Origin of the sequence: Blastococcus sp. Marseille-P5729, from assembly GCF_900292035.1 — a bacterium.
Classification (GTDB): Bacteria; Actinomycetota; Actinomycetes; order Mycobacteriales; family Antricoccaceae; genus Cumulibacter.
Genome location: NZ_OMPO01000002.1, coordinates 154,248 through 176,266, shown reverse-complemented (window position 1 = coordinate 176,266; position 22,019 = coordinate 154,248). Strand labels below are relative to the sequence as shown.

The following is a 22,019-nucleotide window of genomic DNA, read 5'->3' as shown; positions in this document are numbered from 1 at the left end:
TGCGGATCGGAATAGGCCATCAGCCGCGGGCACCTGCCGTGATCGGCCACCGTGCGAGCGTGGACTCGCCGGCGATCACCCGGTCGCCCTCGCGGACCAGGAGCGGGACCTCCGGAGGCAGGAAGACGTCCATCCGCGAGCCGAACTTCATCAACCCGATGCGCTGGCCGGTGCTGATCCGGTCACCGGGAGCCACGCGAGTGACCACGCGGCGCGCCAGCAGACCCACGATCTGGCGGAACACGACGACTCGGTGCTCGCCGTCGACCTCTCGCTCGACGGTGATCTCGGTGCACTCGTTCTCGGTGGCGCTCTCGGCCTTGAACGCTGCGAGGAAGCGGCCGGGGCGATAGGTGACCTGGGTGACGACGCCGCCGTACGGCGCGCGGTTGATGTGTACGTCGAGCAGCGACAGGAAGATGCTGATCTGGTGCCAATCACCGGGGGGAGCGACGCCCGGCTGCGCCGGCCCGGCGTGCATCACCTTGCCGTCGGCAGGGGCGAGCACGATGCTCGGGTCGACCTCCTGCCCCTGGTCGGGAAAGCGGGCGGGATCCCGAAAGAAGGCGGTGACTGCCATCGGCAGCGCGCTCAGCGCACCGGCGAGGCGCCCTCTGCCGGCGAGCGCGGCACCGAGTGGAGCCAACGCCGCGAGGGCGGTGAACGGGGCGGCGTCCTTGTCGATCTTCACCGTTCCAGCCTATCGCCGCTGCGCTCTCGCGGTCGTCCAGGCGGATGCCCGGCGCCGTGACCGGCGCGGACGACGAGAGGGGCGCCGGTCTCGCGTGAGGCCGGCGCCCCTTCCGGTCAACTGCTGGCCCGCGGGCCAGCGGGGTCTTAGCCCTTCTTCGTCGCGGCGAAGATCTCGGCGATCTTGTCGATCAAGTCGAGCAGCTCCTGGCCCTTCGTGGGATCCATCGAGCCCTTGGCGCCGCCGGCGCCCGCGGCCTTGGTGGCCTTCCAGACGAGCTCGTGCAGCTCCGGGTGCTTCTCGACGTGCTCGGGCTTGAAGTAGTCGGTCCACAGCACCCACAGGTGGTGCTTGACCAGCTCGGCGCGCTGCTCCTTGATGATCAGCGCCCGAGTGCGGAACTCGACATCATCGTTCTCCTGGTACTTCTTCTGGATCGCCAGAACCGACTCGGCCTCGATGCGGGCCTGAGCAGGGTCGTAGACGCCACACGGCAGGTCACAGTGCGCGTGTGCGGTGACGACGGGACGGAAGAAACGCATGGGGTAACTCCTCCTCTGGTCCGGCTGGGGAAGCCGGTGAGCTGTCAGATACCTCGACCCTACCGCCGATCGCCACGCAACTGTGCAGTCCCGGCGCATAGGGTGTCCATGTGACCGATGAGGTGTACGGCGCCCCGCCGCGGGGGTGGTTCATCGCGGACGTCGCCGGCGCGTCCATGCTCCCGACGCTGCGTGCGGGGGATCTGCTCGTCGTTCGTGCTCGGCGTGACCCGATGGCATACCGTCGGGGCCAGCTCGCGCTCGTGCACTTCGACGCGCGACCGGGGCGCGTGATGGTCAAGCGAGTGCAAGAGGCTCGGCCGGGGGGACTCTGGGTCGCCGGCGACAACCCGTCCGCCAGCGACGCGAGTGAGAAGTTCGGTCTGGCCCATCCGCTGGGTAAGGTAGCGGCGCGGCTGTGGCCGCGCCCAAAGCTGTGCCGCAGCGGGCGGCCTGGCGCGAACCGTGGGTAGCGTGTCCTGCTCGCCAGCGGCGGTGGCCTGCAACATGGAGGGATGCCGGAACGCGTTGTCGAGATAGTCGCCTTCGATGACTGCCAGATGCTCGATGTGGTCGGACCTTTCGAGGTGTTCGCCACCGCGAACGATGTCCTCGACGAGCAGGCGTCGCGGGCACGTCGCTACGCGGTCAGCGTGGTGTCTGTACAGGGTGGGCAGGTTCGCTCGGATCACGGTCTCGCCCTGGGAACCGTGCGGGTCACCCGCGACCCGGTGGACACTCTTGTGGTTGCGGGAGGGCGCGGCGCACGCGACAGCGAAGCCGGTGGCCGGCTCGATCAACTGGTGCGAGCGCGGGCGTGACCGCAGGCATCGACATGGCACTCGCCATGGTTGCCGCAGATCACGACGCGATGGTCGCGGTAGCGGTGGCCAGGACGCTCGTGATGTTCTTGCATCGTCCCGGCGGCCAGAGCCAGTTCGCGGCGCCGACCTGGGGCCTCGCGCCGAGTCGCCGCGCATCCGCGCTCTGCAGGACTCGATCGACGCCGAGCCTGAGGCAGACCACCGGCTGGCGGCGCTGGCGGAGCGCGCAGCGATGAGTGCGCGGTCGGTCAGCCGGCAGTTCGTCGTCGAGGCGGGAGTGACGCCCGCAGCGTACGTGGAGCAAGCGCGTGTTGACGCTGCCCCTACGAGGTACTGCAACGGGTGCCGGATCTCGAGGTGGTGTTCTGCGCCAGCGAGCCGGGTGAGCTGCGGACCGACAACGGCATGCTCGGCGTGATGGCCGATGTCGCGCTCGCCGAGATCCCGGCACCAGAGGTCGTTCTCGTGCCTGGTGGGATCGGAAGCCGGGCAGCCATGCGCGACCCGGCGCTGCTGAACTGGCTGGCGCAGGCCCATCACACCTCGCGTTACACCACGTCTGTGTGCACCGGCGCCCTGGTGCTGGCTGCGGCTGGCCTGCTCGACGGGCTCACCGCCACGACCCACTGGGCGGCACGAGAGATCCTCCGCGAGTACGGGGCACAGCCAGTCGAGCAGCGAGTGGTCACGCATGCCGACCAGCGGATCATCACCGCCGCGGGTGTCTCTGCCGGCATCGACATGGCGCTGCAGCTCGTCGCTGAACTCTACGACGACACGGCAGCGAAGGCGGCGCAGCTGTTCATCGAGTACGACCCACAGCCGCCGTTCGACAGCGGGTCGTTGGAGAGGGCAGCGCCAGAAGTCCGCGCGCGGCTCGGAGAGTACCGGCGTCGGCGGCAGTGAGGCGTTAGCCTGGCTCGATGGACATCGCCGATGCCCGGCAGCAGTTCAGCCCGTCCGGGATCTACCTCAATACCGCGTCTATCGGGCTGCCGCCGATCGGAGCCGTCCGGGCGGTCCAGGACAATGTCGAGGCCTGGTGCCACGGCGAATTGCACGCCAACGACTTCGACGGCGTCATCGCTGCCTGCCGCGCCCGCTACGCGCGGCTCGTGGGAGCCCCCGCGGACCAGGTCGCCCTGGGCAGCCAGGCCAGTCAGCTGCTCGGGCTGATCGCCGCCAACCTGCCGGAGGGCTCCGAGGTGCTGCTGGCCGCCGACGACTTCACGAGCGTGATGTTTCCCTTCCTCGCCCAGCAGACGCGCGGCGTTCGGGTGCGCGAGGCGCCAATAGGTGAGCTGGCGGCGCGGGTGACGGCGTCCACCACCGCCGTCGTGTGCTCTGCGGTGCAGTCCGCCGATGGCGCGGTGCTCGACGTCGACGCGCTCGTCGCCGCCTGTCGCTCCCACGGAGCATTGAGCATTGTCGATATCACGCAGGCGGCTGGGTGGCTTCCGATCGATGTGTCTCGATTCGACGTGACCGTCTGCTCGGCGTACAAGTGGCTGATGGCCCCCCGCGGCGGGGCCTACCTCACGATCACGCCGGGCCTGCGAGAACGGCTGGTCGTGCACAGCGCCAGCTGGGCCGGCGGCGAGGACGTATGGGACAGCATCTACGGCTCGCCGCTGCGGCTGGCGCGAGATGCCCGCGGCCTCGACCTCTCACCCGCCTGGCTGTCCTGGGTCGGGCAGCTCCCCGCGCTGGACCTGCTGCTCGAGGTCGGCATCCCCGAGATTCAGCGGCACGACGTCGCGCTCGCCGACGCCTTCTCCGAGCTCATCGGCACTCCCGGACGCGGATCAGCGATCGTGAGCGTCGATGCCCCCGAGAACGTGGCCGAAGCGCTCGCGGACGCCGGAGTGAGCTACTCGATGCGCGCCGGCCGCCTCCGGCTGGCCTTTCACCTCTACAACACCGCCGCGGACGTCGACCTCGCCGCGGACGTCATCACCCGCGCCCGACGCACCGCGATGCGCTAGTACCCGCTGGAGAGCGGGTGGCGCGGCATGCCTTCGACGAGCCGTTGCTGGAAGGTTCCGATGTGCTCGACCTCGAAGCCGACGACATCGCCCGGCCTCAGCCAGCCCCGGAAGCCGTCGCGGTCGATCCGGTAGTGCTCCAGTAGGCAGCCGAGCCCGACCGTGCCGCTGCCGATGACGTCTCCGGTGCGCAGAGTCGTGCCGCGCGAGGTGTAGGCGATGACGTCGTCGAAGCTCCAGTTGATCGTCGACCAGTTGCCGGCGCTGAACGGCTCACCGTTGATCGAGACGGTCATGCGGGCATCGAAGCCCTTGCCCGTGGCATACGGCTCGAGCTCGTCCGGAGTGACCAGGACCGGCCCGAGGGTGGTCGCGCCGTCCTTGCCCTTCGCCGGGCCGAGACGCAGCGCCATCTCGTTCGCCTGCAGATCGCGGGCGCTCCAGTCGATGTAGATCGTGTAGCCGGCGATGTGTGCCCGAGCGTCCCCCGGGGCCACGTTGGTGGCCGGGGCGCCGATCACCACACCGACCTCGAGCTCGTAGTCGAAGCGCTCCGAGCCCGGCGTGATCGCCACGTCGTCCGCCGGGCCGATGACGCCGGCCGCGTTGGAGAAGTAGAAGGTGGGGAACTGGAGGTGGCTCTCGTGCAGATCACCGCCGGCGTTGCGGATGTGCTCGTGGAAGCACATCGAATCGCGGACCTGGGGCGGGTCGACCGGCGGCAGGATCCGCACGGACGACGCCGCGACCGGTGAGGAGTCAGCGAGCGCAGCGCTACCCAGCTCCAGGACGGCGGCATTGCCGCGCCCGATGACGTCGATCAGGCGCGCGCCGCCGGGCAGGGGATAGATGGAGTCGGCGTCCAGCACGCCGGATGCGACGCCCTCGGCAGCCTGAAAGGTGACCAGCTTCATCCGTGCCTCCTCGGCCAGGTCACGACCGTGCAGCGTGCTCGCTGCGCAGTTTCTCGTACCACTTCTCGCACTCGTCGTACGAAGGCAGCAGGCCCTGCTCCCGGGCCTCGCTGAGCGTCGGCGCGGCGGTGTCCTTCGGGGACAGCAGCAGATCGATGTCTTTCGGGACCGGCAGCCCCAGCTCGGGATCGAGCGGGTTGAGGCCCTTCTCCAGCTGCGGGTTGTAGCCGGCCGAGCACAGGTAGATCAGTGACGAGTCGTCCTCGAGGGCCACCACGGTGTGCCCGACTCCCTCGGAGACGTAGATCGCACGATGGTCCTGCTGATCGAGCTTGACGACGTCCACGACACCGAAGGTGGGCGAGCCCTCGCGGATGTCGACCACGATGTCGAGGAAGGAGCCCTGCGGGCAGTAGACGTACTTGGCCTGCCCGGGCGGAACCAGTGCGTAGTGGACGCCGCGGACGGTGCCCTTCTTCGAGACGGAGTGGTTGGCCTGGACCAGGTTGAGGCGGTGGCCGAGCTTCTCCTCGAGCGGTTCGGCGCGAAAGCACTCGAGGAAGATGCCTCGATCGTCGGGGAAGACCTTGGGGGCGAACTCGAGGATTCCGGGGAACTTCAGATCGCGTACGTCCATGCCCTCAAAACTACCGGCCGGCGGGCTGTGGGATGATATAGGGCAGCGCACTTGGCTCGGACAACCTCCGGGAGCGCTCAGCGCGGCTCACCCACGTCGTGGCGCAACCCGATTACCACTGTCTAGTTCTGACTTGTCCTGCCGTAGAGGAGAGAAGTGAAGTACCCCGAACCGCCGCCGTTGGACCCTGCCCTGCAGCCGATCTTCGATGCGCACGACCGCGGGAAGATCTCGGTCGAGCTCAAGGCCCCGATCGACAGCGTGGACGTACTGTCGAAGGTCTACTCTCCGGGGGTCGCCGAGGTATGCACGCGCATCGCCGACTACCCCACGGAGAAGGCCAAGTACACGGCCGCCCCCGGGATCGTGGCGGTGGTGTCGGACGGCACGGCAGTCCTGGGGCTCGGCGACATTGGCGCCGAGGCGTCCCTCCCCGTCATGGAGGGCAAGTCCGGGCTGTTCAAGCAGTTCGCCGGGCTCGATTCGTTCCCGATCGTGCTGAACACCACGGACGTCGACGAGATCATCGCCGCCGTCAAGGCGATCGCGCCGTCCTTCGGCGGCATCAACCTCGAGGACATCTCCGCTCCACGCTGCTTCGAGATCGAGGACCGGCTCAAGCAGGAGCTCGACATCCCCGTGATGCATGACGACCAGCACGGCACGGCGATCGTCGTGACGGCCGCGCTACGCAACGCGCGGATGCTGTCCGGTCGCAAGGACGGCGAGATGCGGATCGTCATCGCCGGGGCGGGCGCTTCGGGCATCGCATGCGCGAAGATGCTCTACTCCACCGGCGTCCGCGACATCATCCTGACCGACTCCAAGGGCGCGATCCACCCGTGGCGGCACGACCTCACCCCGGTCAAGCAACAGCTGCTGTCCTGGACCAACCACGAGGGCATCCGGGGGACGACCGAGGAGATTCTCGCCGGCAAGGACTGCTTCATCGGCCTGTCCGGCTCGACGATCAGCGAGGAGGCGATCGCGTCGATGAACGACGATCCGATCATCTTCGCACTGTCGAACCCGACGCCGGAGATCCACCCGGACGTCGCGGCCAAGTATGCGACCGTGGTCGCCACCGGCCGCTCGGACTTCCCGAACCAGATCAACAACGTGCTGGCCTTCCCGGGCATCTTCCGCGGCGCGATGGAGGTCGGCGCGACCGCGATCACCGAGGACATGAAGATCGCCGCCGCAGTGGCGATCGCGGACGTCGTCCTGGACGAGATGAGCCGAGACCGGATCATCCCCGACCCGTTCGACCCGCGCGTCGTCCCGGCCGTCACCGAGGCGGTCAAGAAGGCGTGGATCGACGGCAAGGCGGAGTGGGTCATCCGCTAGCCGACACGCGCTAGGCCGACACGTACCGACGCGAGAAGGGTTGTCGTCAGCAAGCGGGGAAATTTCCCCTCCTGCTCACGACAACCCCTCTCGGCGTTGCTGCGTCGGTGGTTACTCGTCGTCCTCGTCGTCGCGGGCGAGGAAGGTGGCGAGCTGATCGACCGCGCTCTCGAACTGCGGGTGCAGGTCGATGAAGGTGCGCATGCGGTCACACAGCCACTCCACGCCGAGGTCCTCCTCGGCGCGGCGAGACTCCAGCTCCTCGATCCCGCGATCGGTGTAGTACACGATCTAGCCGAGGGCGCGCTGGATCAGCTCGGTCTGGGTCTGGTCGTGGACCGTCTTGAAGCCGACCGCGGGGGATGCGGACGCGGGGCGGGAGATTCCCTGTAGCGGAGGTGTCCCGGCGGGCAGGTCGGCGGGCAGGTTCATGGCCATGAACGACCACGCACCCATGTTCGCCGGCTCCTCCTGAACCCAGCACAGCTCCTGCATGTTCGGGTACTTCGCCAGCTCCTCGGCGATGTAGGACGACGGGATCGGATAGAGCTGCTCGACGCGCAGGACCGCTACGTTGTCCTTGCCGGCCTTCTTGCGCGCCGCCAGGAGATCGTAGTTGATCTTGCCCGAGGCCAGCAGCACCCGGGTCACCTTCTGCGGGTCGGCGTCCGGATCGCCGATCACGTGCTTGAAGTGTCCCTCGGTGAAGTCCTCGACCTGGGAGGTCGCGGCCTTTGCGCGCAGCAGCGACTTCGGCGTGAACAGCACCATCGGCCGGTGGATGTCATCAAGCGCGTGGCGGCGCAGGATGTGGAAGTGGTTGGCCGGCGTGGTGCAGTTCGCCACGGTCATGTTGTCCTCAGCGCACATCGCCAGGTAGCGCTCGATCCGCGCCGACGAATGATCCGGGCCCTGGCCCTCGTGGCCGTGCGGCAGCATCAGGACGACGCCCGAGCGCTGGCCCCACTTTGCCTCGCCCGAGGTGATGTACTCGTCGATGATGGACTGGGCGCCGTTGGCGAAGTCGCCGAACTGCGCCTCCCAGACCACCAGGGCTTCGGTGTTCTCGACCGAGTATCCATACTCGAAGCCCATCGCGGCGTACTCCGACAGCAGTGAGTCGAAGACCCAGAAGCGGGCCTGACCCTTGCCTAGGTACAGCAGCGGGGTGTACTCCTCGCCGTCCTTGCGGTCGATCAGCACCGCGTGACGCTGCACGAAGGTGCCGCGACGCGAGTCCTGACCCGCGAGCCGCACTGGCACGCCCTCGGCCAGCAGTGAGCCGAAGGCGAGGATCTCGCCCATGCCCCAGTCGATGTCGCCCTGGGTGACCATGGCCGCGCGACGCTCGACGAGCTTCTGCAGCTTCGGGTGGACCGTGAAGCCCTCGGGATAGGAGACGTGCACGTCGCCGATTCGCTTGAGGATCTCGGGGCTGACCGAGGTCTTGACCTCTGAGTCGTCGCGGACCTCCATCTCGGGCTTCTTGCCGGACGGCGGCTCGGCCTCGCGGGTCTCGACGAAGACCTGCTCGAGCTTTCTCTGAAAGTCCTGCAGTGCCTCGGTTGCCTCATCCATCGTGATGTCGCCACGGCCGATCAGCGCCTCGGTGTAGAGCTTGCGCACCGAACGCTTCGCATCGATCACGTCGTACATCAGCGGCTGGGTCATCGACGGATCGTCGCCCTCGTTGTGGCCGCGGCGCCGGTAGCACACCATGTCGATGACCACGTCCTTCTTGAACGCCTGGCGGTACTCGACCGCGAGCCGCGCAACGCGCACGCAGGCCTCGGGGTCGTCCCCGTTGACGTGGAAGATCGGCGCGGAGACCATGCGGGCGACGTCGGTGCAGTACAGCGAGGAACGGGCCGCGGCCGGCGAGGTGGTGAAGCCGACTTGGTTGTTCACGACGATGTGCACGGTACCGCCGGTGCGATAGCCGCGCAGCTGCGAGAGGTTCAGCGTCTCGGCCACGACGCCCTGGCCGGCGAAGGCCGAGTCTCCGTGCAGCAGCACCGGGAGCACCGTGAAGCCCTGCTCGCCCTTGTTGATCTTGTCCTGCTTGGCGCGGACGATGCCCTCGAGAACCGGGTTGACGGTCTCCAGGTGCGAGGGATTCGAGGTCAGCGACACCGTGGTGGAGTGACCGGTCACCGGATGGGTGAACTCGCCCTCTGCCCCCAGGTGGTACTTCACGTCACCCGAGCCGTGCGCGGTCGCAGGATCGATGTTGCCCTCGAACTCGCGGAAGATCTGCCCGTACGACTTGCCAACGGTGTTCGCCAGCACGTTCAGCCGCCCGCGGTGCGGCATGCCGATCGCGACCTCGTCGAGCTCGTGCTCTGCGGCGCGCTGCAGGACGGCGTCCAGCAGCGCGATGACGGTCTCGCCGCCCTCGAGCGAGAAGCGCTTCTGGCCGACGAACTTGGTCTGCAGGAAGGTCTCGAACGCCTCGGCGGCGTTGAGCCGGCCCAGGATGTGCTTCTGCCACTCGACCGGCATCCGCTCCTCGACGCCCTCGATCCGCTCCTGGATCCAGCGGCGCTCCTCGGGGTCGGTGATGTGCATGTACTCGACACCGACAGTGCGGCAGTAGGCATCACGCAGCACGCCGAGGATCTCGCGAAGGGCCATCGTCGGCTTACCGGCGAACCCGCCGACCGGGAACTCGCGGTCAAGATCCCACAGCGTGAGTCCGTGAGTGCGGATATCCAGGTCAGGATGGCTACGTTGCTGGTAGTTCAGCGGGTCGGTGTCAGCCATCAGGTGGCCCTTGGTGCGGTAGGCGTCGATGAGCTCGACGATCCGGGCGCCCTTGTCGATCTGGCCCTCGTGGGTGCGGCTGATGTCCGGCAGCCAGCGGACCGGCTCGTAGGGGATCTTCAGCGCCTGGAAGATCCGGTCGTAGAAGCCGTCCTCGCCCAGCAGCAGCGCGTGCAGGCGGCGCAGGTAGTCACCGGAGTAGGCACCCTGGATGATGCGGTGATCGTACGTCGAGGTCAGGGTCATGATCTTGCTGACCGCGAGCTCGTTAAGGGTCGCCTCGCTCATGCCCTGGAACTCGGCGGGGTAGTCCATCGCGCCGACGCCGATGATGGCGCCCTGCCCGCTCATCAGCCGGGCTATGGAGTGGTTGGTGCCCACGGTGCCCGGGTTGGTCAGGGAGATCGTGGTTCCCGCGTAGTCGTCGAGGGTGAGCTTGTTGTTGCGCGCCCGCCGCACGATGTCCTCGTAGGCGGCCAGGAACTGCGCGAAGTCCATCTGCTCGCAGCCCTTGATGCTGGCCACGACAAGGGTGCGTGAACCGTCCGGCTTCTCCAGATCGATCGCGAGCCCGAGGTTCACGTGAGCCGGCTTGACGAGGTTCGGCTTGCCGTCGACCTCGGCGTAGGAGTAGTTCATCTCCGGGAAGTCCTTCAGGGCCTCCACGAGCGCGAAGCCGATCAGGTGGGTGAAGGAGACCTTCCCGCCGCGGGCGCGCTTGAGATGGTTGTTGATGACGATGCGGTTGTCTGCGAGCAGCTTGGCCGGCACCGCGCGTACCGAGGTCGCAGTCGGGATCTCCAACGACTGCTCCATGTTGGAGACGATCTTGCCGGCCGCACCCCGCAGCTGCTGGTACTCGGCGTCTCCACTGGCCGGCTTGGCGGCGGGCTTCTTCGGCCCGGATGTCTTGGCGTCCCCGCGGGAGGCCTGGGCGGCCTTCGCCTGGCCGACGTTCTTGACCGACTCGGACTGTCCGTCGACCGCTTGCGTGCCGGCCGGGCGGGCGTCGTCGACCTCGCTCGGCTTCTCCTGCGGCTTCGGGGCGGTCCCGGCCGCAGGGCGCGGCTTGTCGGACTTCTTGGCGGCCTTGGGCGGGGCACCGTTGGACGACGCGGTCGACGTCGCATCGGATCCACCGGAGCCCTTGTCGGATCCGCTGGAGGGCTTGTCGGATCCGCTGGAGGGCTTGTAGTCCGCGAAGAACTCGTGCCAGGCCGGGTCTACCTTGTCCGGTGACTCGAGGTACCGCTGGTACATGTCCTCGATGACCCAGTCGTTCGTGCCGAAGTCGGACGTGGGAGAGACTTGCGGGGGGACTGATTCCTGCTGTGTCGACACGGTGCGAAATCGCCTTTTTCTGTGTTTCGGTGGGGTGTGCTGCCGCGCGAAAGGCGCAATAGATGCCTCCTACGCTACGCCTTCATCCGCGTCCTGTGTGACAGGCCCCACCGGACGATTCAGGAAACCTCGCGCCGCGTCGACACCAGGTATGCAATACCCGCGAGTAGGGCCGCGTAGCCGGCGAGCAGCAGCCCTCCGGCGATGGGGCTGAGGAGGTCTCCGGTGGGCCCGCCGACGTCCGCATAGGTATACAGCGCGGACGCAGCCCCGCCGGGTAGGTACCGGTAGACCCCCTGGGTCGCGGGGATGGCCGAGAGGATCGGCTCGATGACGAACATGTAGGCGAGCAGGCCGCTGATGGCGGCGATCTGGTTCGGCACCAGCGAGCCGACGGCGACACCGATGATTCCGTAGAGTGCGGCGGCGATCGCGGCGCCCAGCAGGATCTTCCAGTTGTCGCCGCCGAGGCTGAACTCGCCGCCGCGGGCATTGATCCAGATCATGGAGACGAGGACGACGAAGACCGCAGCGACGACCGCATATCCGACTCCGAGCATCAGATAGGTCAGCAGCTTGGCTGCCACGACCTTCCACCGCTTTGGGGTGGCGAGGAAGGTCGGTGCGATCGTCTTGTGCCGGTACTCCGCAGTGATGCCGATGACGCCGAGGATCGCGATGAAGATCGTTGCATTGGCCGGGCCGGTGAGCACGATCTTCTGGATCTCCGGCGACTCGATGGGCGGAAACGCCGGCGGCCCACCCTCGGCGCCCCCGGATCCCGCGAACGACAGGGTGAGCACGACCTGGATGAGCGCGAGGAGGACACAGCCGATGAGCAGCCAGATCCAGGTCTTGGTGCTGAAGAACTTGCGCAGCTCCGATTTGATCAGCTTCACGGCCGGTGCCCTCCCGCGCTCGGGTCTGCCGAAGTCTCGTACTCGCCCTGCCCGGCGGTGAGCTGGAAGTAGAGGTACTCGAGGTCCTTCTTGTCATCGGCGAGCTCGTGCAGCAGCGTCTGAGTGGCGAACGCCAGCTCGCCGACGCGGCGGGTGGGCACCCCGCGCACCCGCAGACCGTCTGCCGCGGTGCTGACCGAGCCCGGCGCCACCCGTTCGAGCTCGGCAGCCAGCCGCGAGAGATCGGGCCCGCGCACGACCGTGGCCTGTTCCAGGGAGCCGGACAGCTCCGCGACGGTGCCCTCGCGGACCAGCCTGCCCTTGGCGATGATGACCACCCTGTCGACGGTCTGCTCGACCTCCTGCAGCAGGTGACTGGAGATCAGGATGGTGCGACCTTCGTCGGCGAGGTGCCGCAGGAACCGCCTTAGCCACTGGATGCCCTCGGGGTCGAGCCCGTTGGCCGGCTCGTCGAGCATCAAGATCCGCGGGTTGCCGAGCAGCGCGGTCGCGGGGCCGGGGCGCTGACGCATCCCCAGCGAGTAGCCGCCCGCCTTGCGGCGGGCCGCCTTGTCGAGCCCGACCAGGTGCAGGACCTCGTCTGCACGCTTGTCCGGCAGCCCCGCCGCAGCGCAGTACACGCGCAGATGGTCCCGGCCGGTACGACCGGGATGGAACGCCGGATCGAGCACTGATCCGACGACGGCCAGTGGATCGGGCAGATCGGCATAGGCGCGTCCAGCGACCGTCGAGGTGCCGGAGGTGGGTGTGCTCAAGCCGAGCAGCATGCGAAGGGTCGTCGACTTGCCTGCGCCGTTCGGGCCGAGGAAGCCGGTGATCGAGCCGGGCTCGACGGTGAAGCTGAGGTCGTCGACCGCCCTCTGACCGCCGTAGACCTTCGTGAGGTGTGAGGCGACGATCTGGCCACCTGGTTGCGCACTGGGTGTCGTGGTCACGGGGCGAGCCTACCGGCTGCAGGTAGTGTGACGGCGCCGGCCGCTACGCGCGGTTCTTGGCCCGGCATATCCCCCGAATGCCCGTTCGAGATGTCCAGCGGTAGTGCGATGGCCTCGCCCTCAGGGACTGGTCGCCGAGGAGCCGAGGAGGACCGCCTTGACAGCACTTTGGAGAAAAGCATGGGCGCGGTCGGGGTAGATGACAGCGTGCAGCATGGCGCCGTCGTAGGCGCCAAGCATTGCCTCTGCCAGTGCCGACTCCGTGACGGTTGCCGTTCGTTGGGCCGCGCGCAGGCTCGCGGTGCCGAGCGGGCCGAGACGGTCCACGAGATCTTCGTGGTGTCGCCGCAACATATCTGCAGCCATCGGCCGGGCGGCGGCTTGGGCGATGAACACGCTGCGTGCTGCGAACCAGGAAGGGTCCAGGGGTAGCACCGCGACGACTTCGCTGACTGCATGGTCCAGGTCGAGCGGACCGGGGCGCGCGGTGATCCGCTCATCGATGGCCGCTTCGACGCGGTCCAGCAAGGCCCGGGCACGGTCGTCGCAGACGGCGAGGTAGAGCTCATCCATGGACTCGAAGTTGGAGTAGAAGGCGCCGCGGGTGTAGCCGGCGCGGGAGCAGACGTCGTTCACCCCGGCGCCGGTTGTGCCGGTCTCGTCGAAGAGTTCTCCCGCGGCCTGGACCAAGCGAGCACGCGTCTCGGCCCGCCGCCTGGACAGTAGAGATTTCCGTGTTTCGGCCGCGGGCATCGCGACGCCTCCCTTTCACGCTGCGAGACGGCCGCCATGCCACGACCCCACTGCGCATCCGATGTATGACGACCACCACCTTAATACATATTGCATCGAAGACGTTTTGCATCGTAATGTCGGAGTCATGGGTGGTTCACGACTTTCTGACTCATGGCGCGGCGAGGTGCGGGCATCGGCCTCACCTCGAACGATCGCGCTGCTGTTCGGCACACTGCTGCTGGCACTGGGTTTCATCTACAGCTACGTGGCCGCGTTCCACGACCCCACGCCACACAGCGTCCCCGTCCTGGTCGCCGCAGACTCGGCGAACGGCGAGGCAGCCGTCGATCCCGTGGTGGAGCAGCTCAACGGCCTCGACGGAACGCCCCTGGAAGCGAGCGCCGCGGACTCGGCCGACACGGTGCGAGAGGCGGTTCGGGACGGCAGCACGAGTGCTGGAATCGTGATCAACCCGGCCGGCGATTCCGACGTGCTCTATGTCGCCTCGGGTGGCGGCGCATCGGTTGTCACTGCAGTAGAACAGGTCATTGCGGGTGTCGAGAACGCGCAGGGGCGCTCCTACACGGTGACCGATCTGGTTCCGGTGGCCAAGGGCGACGCTCGTGGTCTGACCGGTTTCTATCTGGCCGTGGGCTGGGTCGTCGGCGGCTACCTCGTCGCCAGCCTTCTCGCGATCGCCGAGGGGGCCAGGGCGACCACGCGACGCCACGCGGTCGTGCGTCTCGGGTTCCTTGTGCCCTACGCCCTGCTCCTAGGCTTCGGTGGCGCGCTGATCGTCGGGACCGGCCTGGACGTCTGGACCGGACATGTGCTGCCGCTTGGACTCGTTGGGTCCCTGACGGTGTTCGCTGTCGCAGCCACGACGGTGGGGCTGGAGGCCCTGCTCGGTACGTTCGGCATCGGTGCGGCGGTACTGCTGTTCGTAGTACTCGGCAATCCCAGCGCAGGTGGCCCGTATCAGGCAAGTCTGCTCCCGGGCTTCTGGAGCGCGATCGGCCCCTTCATCCCCACCGGTGCCACCACACGGCTGGTGCGTGACACCGTCTACTTCGGGGCCGGGGGAGTGGGGTGGGAGCTCTGGGTCCTGGTTGCCTACCTGGTGGTCGGCTCGCTTCTCGCGGTCACGATCACCCATACCTTGGGTGAGCCGGCCGGGGACCGGGTCGCTGCCGGCGAGCCCGTCGACGCGGTGCCCGACACGAAGGTGTGACGGCCTGCGGCCGGAAAAACTGACGTCGACTCCGTACAACATTCATTATTCATTCCCGCCCCGACGGGACCGACCAACAGAGCCCCGACCAGCAGAGCCCCGAATGAAAGGAATGAGCAACATGCGCTACACCAGTGGCAACTACGAGGCGTTCGTCCGGCCCCGCAAGCCGGCCGGCGTGGAGGACAAGACGGCTTGGTTCGTCGGCGCGGGTCTGGCATCCCTCGCGGGTGCGGCTTTCCTGATCCGCGACGGTCAGATGGACGGCTCGAAGATCACGATCTTGGAGCGCCTCGACCTTCCCGGCGGCGCTCTGGACGGGATCAAGGAGCCCAAGAAGGGCTTCGTGATCCGAGGCGGCCGCGAGATGGAGGATCACTTCGAGTGCCTGTGGGACCTGTTCCGGTCGATCCCCTCGATCGAGGTCGAGGGCGCCAGCGTCCTGGATGAGTTCTACTGGCTCAACCGCGATGACCCCAACTACTCGCTCCAGCGGGTCACCGAGAAGCAAGGCCGCGACGCGCGCACCGACGGACTGTTCACCCTCAATGAGAAGGCTCAGAAGGACATCGTGAGAGTCTTCCTCGCCACGCGGGAGGAGATGGAGAACAAGCGGATCAACGAGGTGTTCGGTCCCGACTTCCTAGCCAGCAACTTCTGGCTGTACTGGCGCACCATGTTCGCCTTCGAGGAGTGGCACTCCGCACTGGAGATGAAGCTCTACCTGCACCGCTTCATCCACCACATCGGTGGGCTCCCGGACTTCTCGGCGTTGAAATTCACCAAGTACAACCAGTACGAGTCTCTCGTGCTACCGCTCTACCGCTGGCTGCTCGACCAGGGCGTCACCTTCCACTTCAGCACCGAGGTCACCGACGTCGACTTCGACATCACCGAGCAGGCCAAGCAGGCCACGCGGCTGCACTGGGTCCGCGACGGTGAACCCGGCGGCGTCGACCTCGGCGCCGACGACCTGCTGTTCATGACCATCGGCTCGCTCACCGAGAACTCCGACAACGGCGACCACCACACCCCCGCCAAGCTCGACGAGGGTCCCGCGCCGGCGTGGGACCTGTGGCGTCGCATCGCCGCCAACGACCCGGCCTTCGGGCGGCCCGACGTCTTCGGCGCTCACATCCCCGAGACCAAGTGGGAGTCCGCCACCGTCACCACCCTGGATCGCCGGATCCCCGAATACATTCAGCGGGTCTGCAAGCGGGACCCCTTCAGCGGCAAGGTCGTGACCGGCGGCATCGTCACCGCGCGGGACTCCAGCTGGCTGATGAGTTGGACGGTCAACCGGCAGCCGCACTTCAAGCAGCAGTCGTCGGAGGAGATCGTGGTATGGGTGTACTCGCTGTTCGTCGATGTTCCCGGCGACTACATCAAGAAGCCGATGCAGGAGTGCACCGGGGAGGAGATCACCGCTGAGTGGCTCTATCACCTCGGCGTCCCGGTCGAGGACATCCCCGAGCTCGCTGCCACCGGCGCCAAGACCGTGCCCGTGATGATGCCCTACGTGACCTCGTTCTTCATGCCTCGTCAGGCCGGCGATCGGCCCGACGTCGTGCCCGAGGGCTCGGTCAACTTCGCGTTCATCGGCCAGTTCGCCGAGTCCGCACAGCGCGATTGCATCTTCACCACCGAGTACTCGGTGCGTACGCCGATGGAGGCCGTCTACACCCTCCTCGACATCGAGCGCGGCGTGCCCGAGGTCTTCAACTCGACCTATGACGTCCGCAGCCTGTTGAACGCCACGAGCCGGCTTCGAGACGGCGAGGAGGTCCATGTGCCCGGCCCGAAGTTCTTGCGCAGCCGGGTCCTGGACAAGCTCGACCACACCGAAGTCGGACAACTGCTCTCAGAGTCCGGGCTGCTTCCCGACTGAGCGTGGGGCGCCAGGTCCCCCGGAAAATCGGGTGCTCCCCGCCGTGCATCGGTGGACGTAGCCCGACGACGGCGTAGGACAGGGCAACCGTAGTGAAGCCAGTGCCGGTGATCTCATCGAGCCCTGACGCGGCCACGCCAGAACAGGTGAAGCCGCCAGCGGGGAAGTGTGTTTCGCCCGAGCGTCCGCCCGGCGAAAAGATCAAGAAAGGAATGCACGTGTCAGACAACATGACTGCGGTGCGACTCAACATCGCCACGCACGAACTTTCCGTCGAGAACGTCCCTGTTCCCGAGCCGAAAGCAGGGGAGGTGCGGATCGCGGTGAAGGCTGCCGGCGTCTGCCTCTCCGACGTCCACCTGGCCGACGGCACGATCACCCCCCTTTTCCTCGACGGCGACGTCGTCACGCTCGGTCACGAGGTCGCCGGTGTCATCGATGCAACCGGCCCTGGCGTCACCCGGTTCAGCGTGGGACAGCGAGTCGTTCTTCAGGCAGGTCACCAGACTGCCGAGGGCCAGGTGCTCACGCGCGGCGTGGACTATGACGGCGGGTACGCCGACTACGCCATCAGCGTCGAGAGTGCCGTGATCCCGCTTCCGGAAAGCCTCAGCTTCGAGCAGGCGTGCATCATCCCGGACGCGGTTTCGACTCCTTGGGCCGCAATCTCGGCCACGGGCGAGATTGCGGCGGGCGAGTCGGTCGGCATCTGGGGTCTCGGCGGCCTCGGCGCCCACGGCGTGCAGTTGCTCCGTTTCGCCGGCGCCGCCCCCATCATCGCCATCGACCCGCTTGAGGCCGCCCGCACCCGTGCCCTCGCGTTGGGTGCCGATTTCGCCGTGGGACCCGAAGAGTTGGAGGGCCTGCTCGCCGAGCAGGCACCTCATGGTCTGGACGTCGCCTTCGACTTCGCCGGTGTGGCCCCAGTACGAAGCCAGGCGCTTGCTGCGCTTCGCCGTGGAGGTCGACTCATCGTCACCGGGATCAGCGGTAAGCCGATCGAGACTCAGCCGGACTTCGATTACACGTTCCGCAAGCTTCAGATTCGCGGCCACTACGGCTCGGGACCAGAATTCGTCCCGCAGCTGGTACGTCTGCTGGAGCTCGGCCGCCTCGACTTCGCCTCCAGTGTGACTCGTACCTTCCCGCTGTCTCAGGCGGCCGAGGCCATCAAGGCGCTCGACCGCAAGGACGGCAACCCGATCCGTTTCGTGCTGGTTCCTGACGGCGCCTGAGCCGGCAGGCCTCAAGAGTCGGAGGTGTCGGTCCAACGTAGGCCGCCACCTCCGACTTGATGCGCTCGAGGGCGTGGTCGCGGGGCGAGCCTACCGGCTGCAGGTAGTGTGACGACGCCGATTGTCACGCGTCGGTCGACCGATGTGGATGCCTCATTGGAGTTGGTAAGGAGACCAGATGATCGACTGGCTTCGATACGCCGTGATCGCCTGCGCGCTCCTGCTGACCCTGCTCGCCTACGTAGACTTCCGCGGTCGCCACGCGCCCAGGAGGCCGGCACTGCTGATGCTCGCGCTCTCCGCGGCGCTCGTGGTGGCGCAGGCCGTCGTGGCCGCGGTGCAGATGGGGCGAGGACACGAGATGAGCGAGACGGCGACCTTCATCGGTTATCTCGCCACTAACGTCATCATGCTCCCAGCCGCCGCGTATGTGGCCTACGTCGAGCGGTCGCGATGGAGCTCGGTGGCGATGGCGGTGGCCGGGTTCGTGGTCGCGGTGCTCGAGGTGAGGTTGCAACAGCTGTGGACGAGGTAGCACGTCGATCGGCAGGCCCGGGCCGAATCCTTGTCATGGTGTACGCGATCTTCGCGCTGTCGGCGGGCGCCCGGGCAGCTGTGCAGATCGCGACGAAGTTCGAGCACGCGCCGGTGGCCTACATCCTCTCGGCCGTCGCGGCGTGCATCTATCTGCTGAACGCGATCTTCCTCGGGCGCGAGTCGGCGTCCTCCTGGCGGATCGCTCGCGCGCTGTGCCTGGTCGAGCTGGCCGGCGTCGTGACAGTGGGCATCGCCAGCCTGGTCGTCCCGCAGGAGCTCCCGGACGCGACCGTGTGGTCTCGGTTTGGCATCGGGTATGCGTTCGTGCCGCTGGTGCTCCCGGTCCTGGGGCTTGCCTGGCTCGGGCGCACCCGAGCAGCCGTCGAGAAGGAGCCGGGTGGCCGAGCCGCCAGAGCGACTGGGCGAAGCGATGGATGACCCACTCGCCGTACGGGTGCGGGATCTCGCGGTGACCGGGCTGCTCGACGGCGTCAGCTTCGACCTGCTGGCCGCCCAGTGCGTTGCGATCCTCGAGGAGGACGACGTGCGCCGTACTGCGCTGCTGGAGTGCATCGCCGGCGTCCGGCGTCCGGACGCCGGTTCGGTGCGCGCGCCTGCGACAGCGGCAATGTGGCACGAAGACGGGCTCGCCGAGCAGACCGCGGTAATCGACTCCGTCGCCGACCGGATCGGCGACGCGGATGCCGCACGGGAACTACTCGATCGGCTCGGCCTGTCACACCGCGCCGGTCACGAACCGTGGGCGATGTCGATGGGGGAGCGCCGGCGGATCGCGGCGGAGCTCGCGCTCTCCAGCGGGCGAGCGCTCATCGTGCTCGATGAGCCGGAGCGGGGTCTGGACCAGGCATCACTGGGCTGGCTGGCCGGCCGCATTCGCGAGGTGCGCGATGCCGGCGCGACGATCGTGCTCGCCACCTACAACGAGCGGCTCGCAGATGAGGTTGCGGACGTCGTCGTCGACGAGCTCTGAGGAGCGGGATTCCGCGCGGGGAAGTCGCCGGCAAGCGGGCAAACCCTCAGCAAGAGGGGATTTTTCCCCGCTTGCTGACAACACGCCCGCTCGCTGCGGACTCAGAAGTCGAAGTGCCCCCGGCAGGATTCGAACCTGCGCTCCCGCCTCCGGAGAGACGTTGCATGGCACATACAGACGACGAGACCGGTTCTGGTCAGTCAAGGTGGGTTATGTAGCGATCAACCGCGCGATGCGGGATCAGGCCACAGGCCGGGAAGTAGCACGCACCAGGGCGTCCAGCGGCTCAGCAAGCGCGAGGTTGTCGCGCGCAGCGATGTAGCTCATGGCCGTCAGAGTCGGGTTCTCGTGCCCAAGAAGGGCTTGGACGTCTTTGAGGTTCAGGCCGCCCGCAACGCGAGGGTCGCGGCCGTGCGGCGAAGGACGTGCCAGCCGGTGCAGTCCGGGACCTCGGCGACATCCGCAACGCGGACCAGCTGGCGCCTGCTTGTGTGGTACGTCAGGCGCGGGGTCTCCGGACCTACGAACAACGGTCCGGAGTGACCGGACTGTCGCTCCGCAAGAACGCGCCGAACGAGATCACTCATTGACGCAGGTAGGGGCACGGTTCTGGCCGAGGCCTTCGTCTTGGGAGACTTCTCGACGTACCGGCCGCCACCACGCGCAAGGCTGCGTCGCACCATCACCACGCCCTGATTCAGGTCGATATCGCCGACGTTCAGCCCTGCGAGCTCACCCCATCGCAGGCCTAACACGCCGGTAAGCAGAAGCTGCAGCCGGAAGTCGGCAGTACTGGCCGCACGGACAAGTCGTCCAAACTCTTTCTCGCTCAGGTGCCGGCCGACGGTGTGTCGCGGCTTCCGGACGCTCACACCCATGGCTGGATCGGACTTCGTCACGAGGCCACGCGTCGCGGCCTCTGCCCACGTCGATCGAAACAGGCTCAGCGCCTTACTGATCGTCGCGGTGCCGACACCGGCTTCCCGGCGTTCCTGCACCCACGCCAGCACGTCGTCGCGGTTGATACTCGCGACCGGGACCTCGGACCAGTGCGCCAGATGGTTACGCACGATTCCGGCTGCGCGATCGGCTGAGCCCGGCGACCAGCTCAGGCTCTTGATCGCCAGCATTCGTCCGGCTACATCGCCGAAGGTAATCTGAGGAGCCTTCTCCTGATCCTCGATTGTCCCGCCGAGCTGGGCCGCGTCCAGGCCGCTTCGCGTCCCTACGGGATGCGCCTGCGGCGCAGCCTTGACCCGGCCCATCTCGGCTTGGGATGGGCAGTTATCAGGAGGAAGGGCTGCTGTGGTCATGCCATCTGCTCCTGCTGCGGCACGAGCTCGGCGAGCGGACGCGCTAGGTGAGCCGTCGCCTGAGCTATTTGGCGGCGTACCTCGTCAGGAACGAACGCGACCCGCACACGACGCAGCTCGCCGCCAACTTCCGCCACAGCCACGCCCGGAGTCTCCCGGCTGATCGCGGTAGGAGATGGCGCCCCATCCGGAGTATCGCCAAGGATCGCCCGAGCCTGCTCCGGAGTCGTGCACCGCATGGCTACCCGGGTCCCGGCGTTGTCCCGGATTGGCGTCGGCAAACTCTCGGCAGTCGGCTTCTGCGTCGCCAGAACCGCCACAACGCCGACAGCTCGGCCCAGTCGCACCAGGCGCGAGGTAAGCGCGGTGAGCCGGGCTGTGCGTTCCTTCGCCTCCTTCGAGGTGTCCTCGGGCGCGAAAGCCTCCGCGCACTCGTCCAGGACCGCGACCACCAGTGGAAAATCGGTAGACCAGCCGAGCGTGGCAGCATTCGTCGCACCCGCCGCGAGGAGCTGGTCTTGCCGCGCGAGACGGAGTCGGTCGAGCTGTTCGAGGACGTCGATCGCGGTCGTCTGATCGCCCGCGACTGTACTCAGCCGCGGCCGCCAGGCCGCCATCTCGAGACCGCCCTTCATGTCAATACCCACGATCTGAACATCGGCGCGGGGTGCGAGAGCAGCGAGCACCGCCGAGATCCCCACCGACTTTCCGGACCCGGGGACGCCACCAAGGACGGTCGAACCACCCTCGACCGGCACCGGCCACACGTCGCCGTCTTCGGTCACGCCTACCGGCACCGCCTTCAGCGACGCACACGTCGGCACGGTCGCGAGACAATCGATGGTCATCGAGGCTTCGAGGGGGTCCGACCCCCGACGCACCGTCACCGTGACGAAACGGCCTTTGTCGATCACGCGTACATCGCGAGCATCCATCGCCGCAGTGAAGGCCGGAACCAGGCGCCGCACCTGCTCGGCGTCGAGTCCCGTCGGGAGCTCGGCCGTGAACCGCTGGCGAGCCGGGTCTGCTGCCACGACCGGGACGACTGCTCCGAGCCTTTCGGCGCAGACCGCTGCCCAGGCTTCCACGATGAGCCGGCCTTCCGGGCCGCCAAGCGCCGCCGTCACCGCTTGGTCACGGTGCCACCGAACAAACAGCCGGAGGGCGTAAACCGCGCCAACCCCGACCAG

At 67.4% G+C, this 22,019-nt stretch carries 22 protein-coding genes; 11 read left to right on the top strand and 11 right to left on the bottom strand.

All coding sequences use genetic code 11. The annotated features are described in order from the left end of the window. Positions 1 to 19: 19 nt before the first annotated feature. Together DAA40_RS09400 and sodN are read right to left on the bottom strand one after the other, a co-directional pair. Positions 20 to 691 (bottom strand): phosphatidylserine decarboxylase, encoded by a 672-nt coding sequence (locus tag DAA40_RS09400; RefSeq protein WP_106849493.1) that lies wholly within the window; start codon positions 689 to 691, stop codon positions 20 to 22. A gap of 146 nt (positions 692 to 837) precedes the next feature. After that, the gene (sodN, locus tag DAA40_RS09395) at positions 838 to 1,233 is read right to left on the bottom strand and encodes a superoxide dismutase, Ni (RefSeq protein WP_106849492.1); all 396 of its coding nucleotides are present in this window, start codon (positions 1,231 to 1,233) and stop codon (positions 838 to 840) included. A 110-nt stretch (positions 1,234 to 1,343) separates the two neighbouring features. Here sodN and DAA40_RS09390 point away from each other — a divergent pair, with 110 nt between their 5' ends. The 4 genes from DAA40_RS09390 (at position 1,344) to DAA40_RS09370 (ending at position 4,042) form a co-directional block, all read left to right on the top strand. Continuing rightward, complete coding sequence (locus DAA40_RS09390; RefSeq protein WP_199849679.1) at positions 1,344 to 1,706, top strand: S24 family peptidase; 363 nt, start codon at positions 1,344 to 1,346, stop codon at positions 1,704 to 1,706. Between the two features lie 87 nt (positions 1,707 to 1,793). Next, positions 1,794 to 2,054 (top strand): hypothetical protein, encoded by a 261-nt coding sequence (locus DAA40_RS09385; RefSeq protein WP_158716352.1) that lies wholly within the window; start codon positions 1,794 to 1,796, stop codon positions 2,052 to 2,054. 336 nt (positions 2,055 to 2,390) lie between these two features. Beyond that, positions 2,391 to 2,963, top strand: coding sequence for a DJ-1/PfpI family protein (locus tag DAA40_RS09375; RefSeq protein WP_106849489.1), 573 nt, complete (start codon positions 2,391 to 2,393; stop codon positions 2,961 to 2,963). Positions 2,964 to 2,980: 17 nt separating this feature from the next. Continuing rightward, a complete protein-coding gene (locus tag DAA40_RS09370; protein WP_106849488.1) occupies positions 2,981 to 4,042 on the top strand; it encodes an aminotransferase class V-fold PLP-dependent enzyme in 1,062 nt (353 codons plus the stop codon). On the opposite strand, the gene DAA40_RS09365 is transcribed toward DAA40_RS09370, so the two are convergent. Further along, positions 4,039 to 4,956, bottom strand: a complete 918-nt coding sequence (locus tag DAA40_RS09365; protein ID WP_106849487.1) for a fumarylacetoacetate hydrolase family protein — start codon at positions 4,954 to 4,956, stop codon at positions 4,039 to 4,041. The genes DAA40_RS09370 and DAA40_RS09365 overlap by 4 nt on opposite strands. A 19-nt stretch (positions 4,957 to 4,975) precedes the next feature. Continuing rightward, entirely contained in the window at positions 4,976 to 5,593 is a 618-nt protein-coding gene (locus DAA40_RS09360; protein ID WP_106849486.1) for a dTDP-4-dehydrorhamnose 3,5-epimerase family protein, read from the bottom strand. 156 nt (positions 5,594 to 5,749) lie between these two features. On the opposite strand from DAA40_RS09360, the gene DAA40_RS09355 reads away from it, so the two are divergent. Continuing rightward, positions 5,750 to 6,940, top strand: coding sequence for an NADP-dependent malic enzyme (locus DAA40_RS09355; RefSeq protein WP_106849485.1), 1,191 nt, complete (start codon positions 5,750 to 5,752; stop codon positions 6,938 to 6,940). Positions 6,941 to 7,051: 111 nt separating this feature from the next. On the opposite strand, the gene DAA40_RS16410 is transcribed toward DAA40_RS09355, so the two are convergent. The 5 genes from DAA40_RS16410 to DAA40_RS09335 all read right to left on the bottom strand — a co-directional run bounded on the left by DAA40_RS16410 (position 7,052) and on the right by DAA40_RS09335 (position 13,589). Next, on the bottom strand, positions 7,052 to 7,228 hold the full coding sequence (locus tag DAA40_RS16410) for a DUF6104 family protein (protein ID WP_199849678.1): 177 nt from the start codon (positions 7,226 to 7,228) through the stop codon (positions 7,052 to 7,054). A gap of 3 nt (positions 7,229 to 7,231) precedes the next feature. Beyond that, positions 7,232 to 11,044, bottom strand: coding sequence for a multifunctional oxoglutarate decarboxylase/oxoglutarate dehydrogenase thiamine pyrophosphate-binding subunit/dihydrolipoyllysine-residue succinyltransferase subunit (locus DAA40_RS09350; protein ID WP_106849484.1), 3,813 nt, complete (start codon positions 11,042 to 11,044; stop codon positions 7,232 to 7,234). 119 nt (positions 11,045 to 11,163) lie between these two features. Then, positions 11,164 to 11,943: an ABC transporter permease gene (locus DAA40_RS09345; protein WP_106849483.1), complete on the bottom strand. Its 780-nt coding sequence runs from the start codon at positions 11,941 to 11,943 to the stop codon at positions 11,164 to 11,166. After that, positions 11,940 to 12,899: an ABC transporter ATP-binding protein gene (locus DAA40_RS09340; RefSeq protein WP_106849482.1), complete on the bottom strand. Its 960-nt coding sequence runs from the start codon at positions 12,897 to 12,899 to the stop codon at positions 11,940 to 11,942. The genes DAA40_RS09345 and DAA40_RS09340 overlap by 4 nt, the downstream gene beginning before the upstream one ends. A gap of 120 nt (positions 12,900 to 13,019) precedes the next feature. Further along, the gene (locus tag DAA40_RS09335) at positions 13,020 to 13,589 is read right to left on the bottom strand and encodes a TetR/AcrR family transcriptional regulator (RefSeq protein ID WP_158716351.1); all 570 of its coding nucleotides are present in this window, start codon (positions 13,587 to 13,589) and stop codon (positions 13,020 to 13,022) included. A gap of 190 nt (positions 13,590 to 13,779) precedes the next feature. On the opposite strand from DAA40_RS09335, the gene DAA40_RS09330 reads away from it, so the two are divergent. The 6 genes from DAA40_RS09330 to DAA40_RS09305 all read left to right on the top strand — a co-directional run bounded on the left by DAA40_RS09330 (position 13,780) and on the right by DAA40_RS09305 (position 19,516). Continuing rightward, positions 13,780 to 14,865: a DUF3533 domain-containing protein gene (locus DAA40_RS09330; RefSeq protein WP_158716350.1), complete on the top strand. Its 1,086-nt coding sequence runs from the start codon at positions 13,780 to 13,782 to the stop codon at positions 14,863 to 14,865. A 112-nt stretch (positions 14,866 to 14,977) separates the two neighbouring features. After that, positions 14,978 to 16,753 carry an oleate hydratase gene (locus DAA40_RS09325; protein WP_234356316.1) on the top strand — a complete coding sequence of 592 codons (1,776 nt, stop codon included), beginning with the start codon at positions 14,978 to 14,980 and terminating at the stop codon, positions 16,751 to 16,753. Positions 16,754 to 16,845: 92 nt separating this feature from the next. Further along, the gene (locus DAA40_RS09320) at positions 16,846 to 17,988 is read left to right on the top strand and encodes a zinc-binding dehydrogenase (RefSeq protein ID WP_199849677.1); all 1,143 of its coding nucleotides are present in this window, start codon (positions 16,846 to 16,848) and stop codon (positions 17,986 to 17,988) included. 178 nt (positions 17,989 to 18,166) lie between these two features. Then, entirely contained in the window at positions 18,167 to 18,523 is a 357-nt protein-coding gene (locus tag DAA40_RS09315; protein ID WP_106849479.1) for a hypothetical protein, read from the top strand. A gap of 35 nt (positions 18,524 to 18,558) precedes the next feature. Beyond that, positions 18,559 to 18,963: a hypothetical protein gene (locus tag DAA40_RS09310; protein ID WP_199849676.1), complete on the top strand. Its 405-nt coding sequence runs from the start codon at positions 18,559 to 18,561 to the stop codon at positions 18,961 to 18,963. Next, positions 18,956 to 19,516, top strand: coding sequence for an ATP-binding cassette domain-containing protein (locus DAA40_RS09305; protein ID WP_158716349.1), 561 nt, complete (start codon positions 18,956 to 18,958; stop codon positions 19,514 to 19,516). Before DAA40_RS09310 ends, DAA40_RS09305 begins: the two co-directional genes overlap by 8 nt. A gap of 380 nt (positions 19,517 to 19,896) precedes the next feature. Here DAA40_RS09305 and DAA40_RS09300 read toward each other — a convergent pair whose 3' ends face one another. After that, entirely contained in the window at positions 19,897 to 20,829 is a 933-nt protein-coding gene (locus DAA40_RS09300) for a tyrosine-type recombinase/integrase (protein WP_106849476.1), read from the bottom strand. Then, positions 20,826 to 21,956, bottom strand: coding sequence for an FtsK/SpoIIIE domain-containing protein (locus DAA40_RS09295; RefSeq protein ID WP_158716348.1), 1,131 nt, complete (start codon positions 21,954 to 21,956; stop codon positions 20,826 to 20,828). The genes DAA40_RS09300 and DAA40_RS09295 overlap by 4 nt, the downstream gene beginning before the upstream one ends. Between the last annotated feature and the right edge of the window lie 63 nt (positions 21,957 to 22,019).

Bases quoted from the DNA above. Each gene is read 5' to 3' on its own strand.
- DAA40_RS09315 (WP_106849479.1), top strand. From the start codon at position 18,167: ATGATCGACTGGCTTCGATACGCCGTGATCGCCTGCGCGCTCCTGCTG.
- DAA40_RS09330 (WP_158716350.1), top strand. From the start codon at position 13,780: ATGGGTGGTTCACGACTTTCTGACTCATGGCGCGGCGAGGTGCGGGCA.
- DAA40_RS09325 (WP_234356316.1), top strand. From the start codon at position 14,978: ATGAGCAACATGCGCTACACCAGTGGCAACTACGAGGCGTTCGTCCGG.
- DAA40_RS09360 (WP_106849486.1), bottom strand. From the start codon at position 5,593: ATGGACGTACGCGATCTGAAGTTCCCCGGAATCCTCGAGTTCGCCCCC.
- DAA40_RS09310 (WP_199849676.1), top strand. From the start codon at position 18,559: ATGGTGTACGCGATCTTCGCGCTGTCGGCGGGCGCCCGGGCAGCTGTG.
- sodN (WP_106849492.1), bottom strand. From the start codon at position 1,233: ATGCGTTTCTTCCGTCCCGTCGTCACCGCACACGCGCACTGTGACCTG.
- DAA40_RS09305 (WP_158716349.1), top strand. From the start codon at position 18,956: ATGGATGACCCACTCGCCGTACGGGTGCGGGATCTCGCGGTGACCGGG.
- DAA40_RS09300 (WP_106849476.1), bottom strand. From the start codon at position 20,829: ATGACCACAGCAGCCCTTCCTCCTGATAACTGCCCATCCCAAGCCGAG.
- DAA40_RS09370 (WP_106849488.1), top strand. From the start codon at position 2,981: ATGGACATCGCCGATGCCCGGCAGCAGTTCAGCCCGTCCGGGATCTAC.
- DAA40_RS09385 (WP_158716352.1), top strand. From the start codon at position 1,794: ATGCTCGATGTGGTCGGACCTTTCGAGGTGTTCGCCACCGCGAACGAT.
- DAA40_RS09365 (WP_106849487.1), bottom strand. From the start codon at position 4,956: ATGAAGCTGGTCACCTTTCAGGCTGCCGAGGGCGTCGCATCCGGCGTG.